Source organism: Micromonospora phytophila, assembly GCF_023656545.1.
Classification (GTDB): Bacteria; Actinomycetota; Actinomycetes; order Mycobacteriales; family Micromonosporaceae; genus Micromonospora; species Micromonospora phytophila.
The window spans coordinates 1-9158 of sequence record NZ_JAMOKF010000226.1 but is presented as its reverse complement, the minus strand read 5'-3'; the positions used below and the strand labels follow the sequence as shown (position 1 = coordinate 9158).

General features: G+C 74.5%; 7 protein-coding genes. 1 reads left to right on the top strand and 6 read right to left on the bottom strand.

Annotated elements, in window-relative coordinates:
- A partial coding sequence (locus NCC78_RS22370) for an Acg family FMN-binding oxidoreductase (RefSeq protein WP_250796825.1) occupies positions 1 to 922 on the bottom strand: 922 nt, incomplete at its 3' end.
- 210 nt (positions 923 to 1132) lie between these two features.
- Between NCC78_RS22370 and NCC78_RS22365 the strand changes: the two genes are divergently transcribed.
- Complete coding sequence (locus NCC78_RS22365) at positions 1133 to 1771, top strand: response regulator (RefSeq protein ID WP_250796824.1); 639 nt, start codon at positions 1133 to 1135, stop codon at positions 1769 to 1771.
- A 72-nt stretch (positions 1772 to 1843) separates the two neighbouring features.
- Here NCC78_RS22365 and NCC78_RS22360 read toward each other — a convergent pair whose 3' ends face one another.
- The 5 genes from NCC78_RS22360 to NCC78_RS22340 form a co-directional block, all read right to left on the bottom strand.
- Entirely contained in the window at positions 1844 to 3520 is a 1677-nt protein-coding gene (locus tag NCC78_RS22360) for a sensor histidine kinase (RefSeq protein ID WP_250796826.1), read from the bottom strand.
- A 98-nt stretch (positions 3521 to 3618) separates the two neighbouring features.
- Positions 3619 to 4626: an Acg family FMN-binding oxidoreductase gene (locus NCC78_RS22355; RefSeq protein ID WP_250796823.1), complete on the bottom strand. Its 1008-nt coding sequence runs from the start codon at positions 4624 to 4626 to the stop codon at positions 3619 to 3621.
- 191 nt (positions 4627 to 4817) lie between these two features.
- Positions 4818 to 5690, bottom strand: a complete 873-nt coding sequence (locus NCC78_RS22350) for a universal stress protein (protein ID WP_250796822.1) — start codon at positions 5688 to 5690, stop codon at positions 4818 to 4820.
- On the bottom strand, positions 5687 to 8092 hold the full coding sequence (locus NCC78_RS22345) for a phosphoketolase family protein (RefSeq protein WP_250796821.1): 2406 nt from the start codon (positions 8090 to 8092) through the stop codon (positions 5687 to 5689). The genes NCC78_RS22350 and NCC78_RS22345 overlap by 4 nt, the downstream gene beginning before the upstream one ends.
- A 118-nt stretch (positions 8093 to 8210) precedes the next feature.
- Positions 8211 to 9038, bottom strand: a complete 828-nt coding sequence (locus tag NCC78_RS22340) for a universal stress protein (protein ID WP_250796820.1) — start codon at positions 9036 to 9038, stop codon at positions 8211 to 8213.
- Positions 9039 to 9158 lie beyond the last annotated feature (120 nt).

Here is a 9158-nt window from a genome sequence, read left to right as displayed (position 1 = left end):
TCGGCCAGCCGGGCTGGCCGTAGCCGATCCGCATCACCATCTGCGGCGTGCCGAACCGGCCCAGCGACAACCGGAGCTGCTCGCGCGCCCCCGGCACCTCGATCGGCTGGGAGAGCATCGACACCGCCAGCCCCGAGTCGACGGCGGTGAGCAGCAGCCGCTGCAACGCCTGACCGGCGACGACCTGGTCGACGGCGGTGTTGCCGGTCGAGCCGAGCACCGCCACCAGCGGCTCCGGCTCGAAGTCCCGCCCGGGGGCCCGGTCCAGCCCGCCGTAGCCCCGCGCCGGCAGCAGGTCCTGCGGTTCGCTCTGCGGGCCGCCGGCCGCCGCCGGCACCCCGTCCGGGGCGGGCTCGGAGCGGACCCACTCCGTGCGTTCCGCCCGGTAGGCCGGGTCGCGCTCCAGCACCCGGTGGGCGCTGCGGGCGATCTCGGCGAACGCGTTCACCGCGCTCACCCCGATCAGCAGCTCCAGCCAGCACTGCTCGGCGCGGGCCGCCTCGCCGAGGCGCCAGCGGGCGTCGGCGGGCACCGGGTCCGGCCAGAACGGGGCGCGGTTGCTGAACCGGCGGGGGATGGCCGCGTACAGGGCCTGCTCGGTGGGGGTGGGGCGGCGCGGCACGTCCGGAACGAGCCGGGCCACCACGTCGGGCTCGGCCGGGTGGGGGCGTAGCCGGACCGTCGCCGGGGTGCCGGCCATGGCCAGGGCGAGCCGGAGGTTGAACAGCGCCGCCCCGCAGGCGATCCGGGCGCCCCAGCCGCTCGGGTCGGTGGCTGGCAGCCGGCGGGTCGGGTCGATGAGCACCTCGATGCCGCCGTCGCGCAGGCGGAACCGCCACGGCTGGGTGTTGTGCAGCGACGGCGCGCGTACGGCGTCGGTCGCGGCGGCCCGTAGCTGCTCGACGGTGTAGCCGATGTTCATGGTGGTGCTCCTTCCGTGGCAGGCCGTGCCGCCCCTCCGGTGCTTCGTCACCACGGTGCGTCACCGCAGGTGGTCGCGGGCAGGGCCGGACGTCCCGTCCCGCCGGGCCGGACCGACCGCTGGACGGGAGCCTCGCGCCTCGGGCGTGGTCGGCCGGGTCGGGACCTTCGGCCCGTGCGGGGCCCGGTGGGCAGGGGGTAGAAAAGAGGGATGATCCGCGTGTTCCTGCTCGACGACCACGAGGTCGTCCGCCGTGGCCTGGCCGACCTGCTGCAGAGCAGCGGTGACATCGAGGTGGTCGGCGAGTCCGGCCTGGCCCAGGAGGCGAGCCGCCGCATCCCCGCGCTGAAGCCGGACGTGGCGATCCTCGACGCGCGGCTGCCCGACGGCAACGGCATCGACGTGTGCCGGGACGTCCGTGCGGTGGACTCCTCGATCAAGGGCCTGATCCTCACCTCGTACGAGGACGACGAGGCGCTCTTCGCGGCGATCATGGCCGGCGCGGCGGGCTACGTGCTGAAGCAGATCCGCGGCACCGACCTTGTCGACGCGGTCCGTCGGGTGGCGGCCGGGCAGTCGCTGCTCGACCCGGCGATCACCGCCCGGGTGCTGGAGCGCATCCGCAGCGGCGTCGAGCAGCCCCGCGAGCTGAAGTCCCTCACCGAGCAGGAGCGGCGGATCCTGGAGTACGTGGCCGAGGGCCTCACCAACCGGGAGATCGCCGGCAGGATGTTCCTGGCCGAGAAGACGGTGAAGAACTACGTCTCCAGCGTGCTGGCCAAGCTGGGCCTGGAGCGCCGCACCCAGGCCGCCGTCCTGGCCACCCGCCTCCTCGGCAAGCCCCACTGACCCGGGGGCCCTGTCCCCGGCCCGCCCACCACGGTGCCGACGAGTCGACCGGCGCGGGCCCCGCGCCGGACGTCAGTCGTGCAGGGGTACGGACCAGTAAAGCTGGGTGCCGTGCGGGGTGACCGGGCGTACCTCGAAGGCACCGCCGTGGCGTTCGGCGCGTTCGCGCAGGTTGACCAGCCCGCCCCGGGCGGCGGCGGGGTCGCAGCCCACCCCGTCGTCGGTGACGGTCACCGACACCTGGCCGGCGTCGACGCGTACCGCGACCGCCACGTGGTGCGCCCGGGCGTGCCGTACGGCGTTGGAGAGGGCCTCGCGCAGCACGGCCGTGAGGTCGGGGCGGACGGCGTCCGGGACGGCGCTGTCGACGGGACCGGTCAGTTCCAGGGTGGGCCGGTGACCGAGCGACTCGGCGGCCACCTCGACCGCCTCCCGGATCTCGGTGCGCAGCGCCGCGCTCATCGGGGTGCGCAGCTCGAAGATGGTGCGGCGGATGTCTTTGATGGTGGCGTCCAGGTCGTCGACCGCCGCGTTGATCCGCTTGGCGACCTCCTGCCGGGCGGTCAGCGGGGCGGCGCTCTGCAACTGCAGGCCGGTGGCGAAGAGCCGCTGGATGACCACGTCGTGCAGGTCCCGGGCGATCCGCTCGCGGTCCTCCAGGACCACCAGCAGCTCCCGTTCCTCCTGGCCGCGGGCCCTTTCCATGGCCAGCGCGGCCTGCCCGGCGAAGCTGCCCAGCAGGGCCATGTCGTCGTCGTGGGCGACGGCCGCCCGATCCGGCCGGTGCGCGATCACCAGCACGCCGTGCAGGGTCTCGGCGGTGGCCAGCGGGGAGATGACCGCGGGCCCGGTGTGCAGCAGTGCCGGCCAGGGCGCGGCGTGGGCCAGGTCGTCCACCTGGTCGTGGCGGCCCTCGGTGACGGCGGCGGCGAAGCTGGTCTCGGCCGCCGGCAGGACCGTGCCGACCAGCGCCCCGCCCTGGCCGCCCGCCCCGTCGACCACCTCGACGGTGAACTGGTCGTCGTCGGGGTCGTAGAGCAGCACCAGGGCCAGTTCCGCCTCGGCGACCTCCCGGGCCCGCCGCGCCACCAGCGCCAACGCGTCGGTGCGGCGCACCTCGCCGAGCAGCACCGAGGTGATCTCGGCGGTCGCGGCGAGCCAGCGTTCCCTCCGGTGGGCCAGCGCGTAGAGGCGGGCGTTCTCGATCGCCACGCCGGCGGCCGCGGCCAGCGCGACCACGATTTCCTCGTCGTCCTCGGTGAACTGCGCGCCGCCCTGCTTCTCGGCCAGGTAGAGGTTGCCGAAGACCTGGTCGCGGATGCGCACCGGCACCCCGAGGAAGCTGTGCATCGGTGGGTGGTGCGCCGGGAAGCCGTAGGACTTCGGGTGCTGGGTGATGTCCGGCATCCGCACCGGGCGGGGGTCGTCGATGAGCAGGCCGAGCACGCCCCGCCCGTGCGGCAGGTCACCGATCTTCGCGTGCAGCTCCGGGCCGATGCCGTGGGTGATGAAGTCGTGCAGCATCCGGTCGTGGCCGATCACGCCGAGCGCGCCGTAGCGGGCGCCCACCAGCTCGCAGGCCGACTCGACGATTCGTTGCAGCGTGCTGCGCAGGTCGAGGTCGGTGCCGATGCCGACCACGGCGTCGAGCAGGGCCCGCAGCCGCTCCCGGCTGGTGACCACCTCGCCGACCCGGTCCAGCATCTCCTGGAGCAGCTCGTCGAGGCGGACCCGGGACAGCGGGCTCAGCCCGAGCGAGGGGGTCGCGTGGGGCTCCTGCCGGGGGTTCGGTGCTGTGTCGGCCACCGGGCGATGCTAATCCCGGTGGCCGTGCCGGCACACCCCCGCTAGGGCTGCTCGCCGCGCACCGCGGAGGTGTCCACCACCTGCGCCACGGCCAGCCGGGGGGTGTGCGGCGGGCCAGCGTGCGCCGGGTCCGCGATCCCCAGGCGCAGCACGAGGTACGGGTAGCCGAGGCCGGCCAGCAGCCCGCGTAGCGTCTGCCGGGTGCCCGGCACCTCCACCACCCCGCTCAACGGCACCACCGAGACGCCGAGGCGGGTGGCGGTCAGCCAGGCCGCCGAGAGCGCCTCGCCGGCGCGCAGCCAGCTGTCCCGCTCGTCCTCGTCGCCGTAGAGCAGCGCGTACACGGCGGCCTTGTCGTGCCCGGGACCGACGGGCAGGGTGCCGGGGCGGCCGAAGTCGCGGGCCGGCACGGTGGTCTGCGGCGCCTGCTCGGGCAGCACCTCCGGCGGCAGTCCGGTGCCGCCGGACCGGCTGGTCCAGTACTGCAGCTCCTCGCGCTGCTGCGGGTCCTCCGCCTCGACCGTCGCGGCGTGCCCGGCCGCGGCGGCGAGCTCCATCACCTGGTCGCGGTCGAGGATCTGCAGCTGGGCGCCCTCGGCGGCGACGGCCGCGGTGATCTGCCCGACGGCGGCGGTGGGCATCGGCTCGTCGCTGACCGGACGCCGGTCGGTGTGCCGGACCTGCATGCACTGCACCATGTGCAGCGCGTCCGGGTCGGCCTCCGCCCGGGCCAGCCCGGTCAGCCGGGCCAGCAGGTCAGGGTCGCCGGGGTCGGGCATCCGTTCCACCACGGCCGTCCAGCCCTCGGCGGTCAGCGCCACCCGGGCGTGGTGCAGCGCGGCCCCGCAGCTGTACGCGAGCAGCCGCCCCTCCGGATCGGTCGCGGCGAGCTGCGGGTCGCGGACCACCCGCAGCTCCAGGGCGTCGGGGAGCACCCGCCACCGCCACGGTTGCGAGTTGTGCACCGAGGGGGCGTGACCGGCCGTCGCGGCGGCCCGCGCGAGCGCGGTGGTCAGCGGGCGGTCCGAAGCCGGGCTCTCGTGGCTCATCGTCACGACCTTTCTTTCCTCATGCCCCGGCCCGCCGGTGCCCCGGCGGGGGTTGCCGCTCCATCCTGCGACATGTCCCGGGCCGTCGCACGGGACGCAGGTCCCGATCCCACCGGGCACTTCGACCCGGTGGTCAAGCGGCCCACCCCGGGGCCTGGGACGATCTGCGGGTGGGGGCGGCGTCGGTCGGCTCAGCGTTCCCGGACCACCGCGACCGGGCAGTGCGCGTGCTGGACGAGCTGCTGGCTGACCGAGCCGAGCAGCATCCCGCGCAGGCCGCCCAGACCCCGGGTGCCGACCACCACCAGGGACGCGTCGCGGCTGGCGTCGACCAGCAGGGCCGCCGGGGTGCCCTCGGCCACCTGCACGGTGACCTCGACGTCGGGGAACGCCCGGCCCCACCGGGCTAGCGGCTCGTCCAGCTCGGCCCGGTCGGCCGCCACCGCCTCCCGCGCCTCCGGGCCCGCCGGCGACCGCTGCCCGGCGGGCCGGTGCCAGGCCCGCACGACGTGCAGCGGCACCCCCCGCGACGCGGCCCGCTCGACTGCGAAACCGAGTGCCAGCAGGGAACACTCCGAGCCGTCCACGCCGACCACCACACGCCGCGCCCGCCCGCCGGCCGCCGCCTCGCCGCGCACGACCACGACCGGGCAGTGCGCGTGCGCGGTGACCGCCACCGTGGTCGAGCCGGCCAGCAGCCCGCCGAATCCGCCGTGGCCCCGGGTGCCCAGCACCAGCAGGTCGGCCTGCGCCGAGCGTTCCTGGAGCACCAGCGCGGGCGGGCCGTCGAAAACCTCGCTGGAGACGGTCAGCTGCGGGTGCGCGGCGGCGGCGTCCGCCGCGGCCTTGCGGACCAGCTCCTCGACCTGGCGCCGGGCCGTGTCGTCGGGCCAGACGCCCGGCGCGACGCCGGGGCCGATCCAGCCGGCCACCGTCAACCACTCGAAGACGTACGCCAGGCGGACCGGGCGTCCGGTGCGGCCCGCCTCGTCCAGCGCCCAGTCCAGCGCCATCGAGGCGTCGGCGGAGCCGTCGTAGCCGACCAGGATCTCGTCGCCGCTCATGCCCCACCACCGCGCAGCCCCGGATCGGTCTCCCGGACCCAGCGCCACTCCTTCACCCGGGGGTCGTCCTCGCCGTACCGCCTGGTGTAGTCGCGGCAGGACTGGCGGGCGTCGACCATGTCCTGGCGCAGGTGCGCGGCCCGGGCGGCCAGCCCCGGCACCCGGTCGATCACGTCGATGACCAGGTGGAACCGGTCCAGGTCGTTGAGCATCACCATGTCGAACGGGGTGGTGGTGGTGCCCTCCTCCTTGTACCCGCGCACGTGCAGGTCGTCGTGGTTGGTGCGCCGGTAGGTCAGCCGGTGGATCAGCCACGGATAGCCGTGGTACGCGAAGATGATCGGCCTGTCCTGGGTGAAGATGGTGTCGAACTCCTTGTCCGACAGCCCGTGCGGGTGCTCCGAGGGCGGCTGGAGGCGCATCAGGTCGACCACGTTGACCACCCGCACCTTCAGGTCGGGCAGGTGCTGGTGCAGCAGGTCCGCCGCGGCCAGGGTCTCCAGCGTCGGCACGTCGCCGGCGCAGGCGAGCACCACGTCGGGTTCGGCGCCCTCGTCGGTGCTGGCCCAGTCCCAGATGCCGATGCCGCGCCGGCAGTGCTGGATCGCCTCCTCCATCGACAGCCAGTTCGGCGCCGGCTGCTTACCGGCCACCACCACGTTGATGTAGTGCCGGCTGCGCAGGCAGTGGTCCATCGTGGAGAGCAGGGTGTTGGCGTCCGGTGGCAGGTAGATCCGGACGACCTCGGCCTTCTTGTTCATCACGTGGTCGATGAAGCCCGGGTCCTGGTGCGAGAAGCCGTTGTGGTCCTGCCGCCACACATGGCTGGAGAGCAGGTAGTTCAGCGAGGCCACCGGCTGGCGCCAGGGGATGACCCGGGTCACCTTCAGCCACTTGGCGTGCTGGTTGACCATCGAGTCGACGATGTGGATGAACGCCTCGTAGCTGGTGAAGATGCCGTGCCGGCCGGTGAGCAGGTAGGCCTCCAGCCAACCCTGGCAGAGGTGCTCGGAGAGGACCTCCATCACCCGACCGTCCGGGGAGAGGTGGTCGTCGCCGGGCACCGTGCCGGCCACCCACGCCCGGTCGGTGACCTCGAACGCCGCGCCGAGGCGGTTCGAGGCGACCTCGTCCGGGCCGAAGAGGCGGAACGTCTGCGGGTTGGCGGTGATCACGTCGCGGATCCAGGGGCCCAGCGCGCCGGTGGCGCCGGCCATGGTCTCGCCGGGCCGCTGCACGTCGACCGCGTAGTCCCGGAAGTCCGGCAGGGCCAGGTCGCGCAGCACGAGGCCGCCGTTGGTGACCGGGTTGGCGCTCATCCGCCGGTCGCCCTTCGGCGGCAGCGCGGCCAGCTCGGCGACCGGGGCGCCGGTGGCGTCGAAGAGTTCCTCCGGCCGGTAGCTGCGCAGCCAGCGCTCCAGCTCGGCCAGGTGCTCCGGGTTCTTGCGCACTTCGTCGACCGGCACCTGGTGGGCACGGTAGGTGCCCTCGACCTGCTTGCCGTCGACCTCGCCCGGCCCGGTCCAGCCCTTCGGCGTACGCAGGACGATCATCGGCCAGCGGGGGCGTTCGACGGTGCCGCCGGAGCGGGCCCGCCGCTGGATGGCGGCGATCTCGTCCAGGGCCCGGTCGAGGGTGGCGGCGAGTTCCCGGTGCACCGTCGCCGGGTCGTCACCGGCGACCACGTACGGCTGGTGGCCGAAGCCGCGCATCATGGCGAGCAGGTCGTCGCCGGGGATCCGGTCCAGCACCGTCGGGTTGGCGATCTTGTAGCCGTTGAGGTGCAGGATCGGCAGCACCGCGCCGTCGCGGGCCGGGTTGAGGAAGACGTTGGAGAGCCAGCTGCCGGCCAGCGGGCCGGTCTCGGCCTCGCCGTCACCGATGACGCAGGCGACCAGCAGGTCGGGGTTGTCGAACGCCGCGCCGTAGGCGTGGCTCAGCGCGTACCCCAGCTCGCCGCCCTCGTGGATCGAACCCGGCACCTCCGGGGCCACGTGGCTCGGGATGCCGCCGGGGAAGGAGAACTGGCGGAACAGCTTCGCCATGCCCGCCTCGTCGCGGCCGACCGCGTGGTACAGCTCGCTGTAGGTGCCCTCCAGCCAGGTGTTGGCCACCAGGGCCGGGCCGCCGTGACCGGGGCCGGTGATGAACATGGCGGAGATGTCGCGGGCGACGATGACCCGGTTGAGGTGCGCGTAGAGCAGGTTCAGGCCGGGGCTGGTGCCCCAGTGACCGAGCAACCGCGGCTTGACGTGCTCGGGGGCGAGCGGCTCCCGCAGCAGCGGATTGTCCAGCAGGTAGATCTGCCCGACGGTGAGGTAGTTCGCCGCCCGCCAGTAGGCGTCCAGCCGGCGCAGCTCGTCCTCGGTCAGTGGGCTGTGCAGGTCGACAGCGGTGTCCATACTGCTGAGCCTCTCGCGGGTAGGGGGTTCCTGCATCCTCGGAGCGCGGATTCGCCCGCTCAGCCTCGCCGCCATCGGCGGGGCGGATCAGGGCCGTTGGTCCCGCGCCCGGCGGGCGTTACGCCCCGTTCACGGGTGTCCCGTCCAACCCGCGCACCACGATCACCGGTGCCGGCGAGTGGTAGAGCAACGCCTGGCTGACCGCGCCCAGCATGCCCCGCCACGGCTCGTCGCCCCGGGCCGCGACCAGCGCGACCTGCGCCGAGCGGGACTGCTCGACCAGGAGGGTGCCCGGATCGCCGCGGATCGTGTGGCACTCCGCAGCCACCTCGGGATGGCGGCGCCCGCAGCGCGCCACGATTCCGGCGAGCAGGTCCGGGTCGTCGTTCTCCTCGCCCGGCTCGACGACCCGGACGGCGATCAGCCGCGCCTGTCGTCCGGCGGCGCACTCGTACGCCCAGCGCAGGGCGCGTTCGGCGCTGGGGGATCCGTCCACCCCGACCAGCACCGGGCCCAGCGGCGGCGGCTCCCGACGGGCCACCAGCACCGGGCAGCCCGCCCGGGCGGCCAGTTGCACCGCCGGCGCGTCGGCCGGCACGCAGTCGCCGCAGTCGGCCATCCCGCCGTCGCCGATGGTCACCAGGAACGCCGTTTCCGAGCGGCGGATCAGGGCGGAGACGGCGTCGCCCTCGACGATCTCACCGCTGACCGGCAGCGCCGGCTCGATCTCGTGGGCGATCTCGGTAGCGTGGGAGAGCAGCGCCTCGGCGTCGACGCGCGGCCCGGCGACGGACGGGGCCTGCAGCGCCGCCGCCCAGTTGAAGGAGTGCAGAAGCACCAGTGGGCGGTCGCGGGCGGCGGCTTCCTGCGCGGCCACCCGGACCACCGGGAAGTTGCGCTCGGAACCGACGCCGACCAGCACCGCCGCGTCGGTGGCTGCGGCCATCCGACATCACCTCCGCAGGCGTCGCGCCCGGCCCTTTCTGAGGCTAGTCGCGCCGCTCGGGCGGCGGGGCGGGATCGCCGCACCCGGTTGACGCCCGGCGGCGCCGCCTGCGCGGGGCCG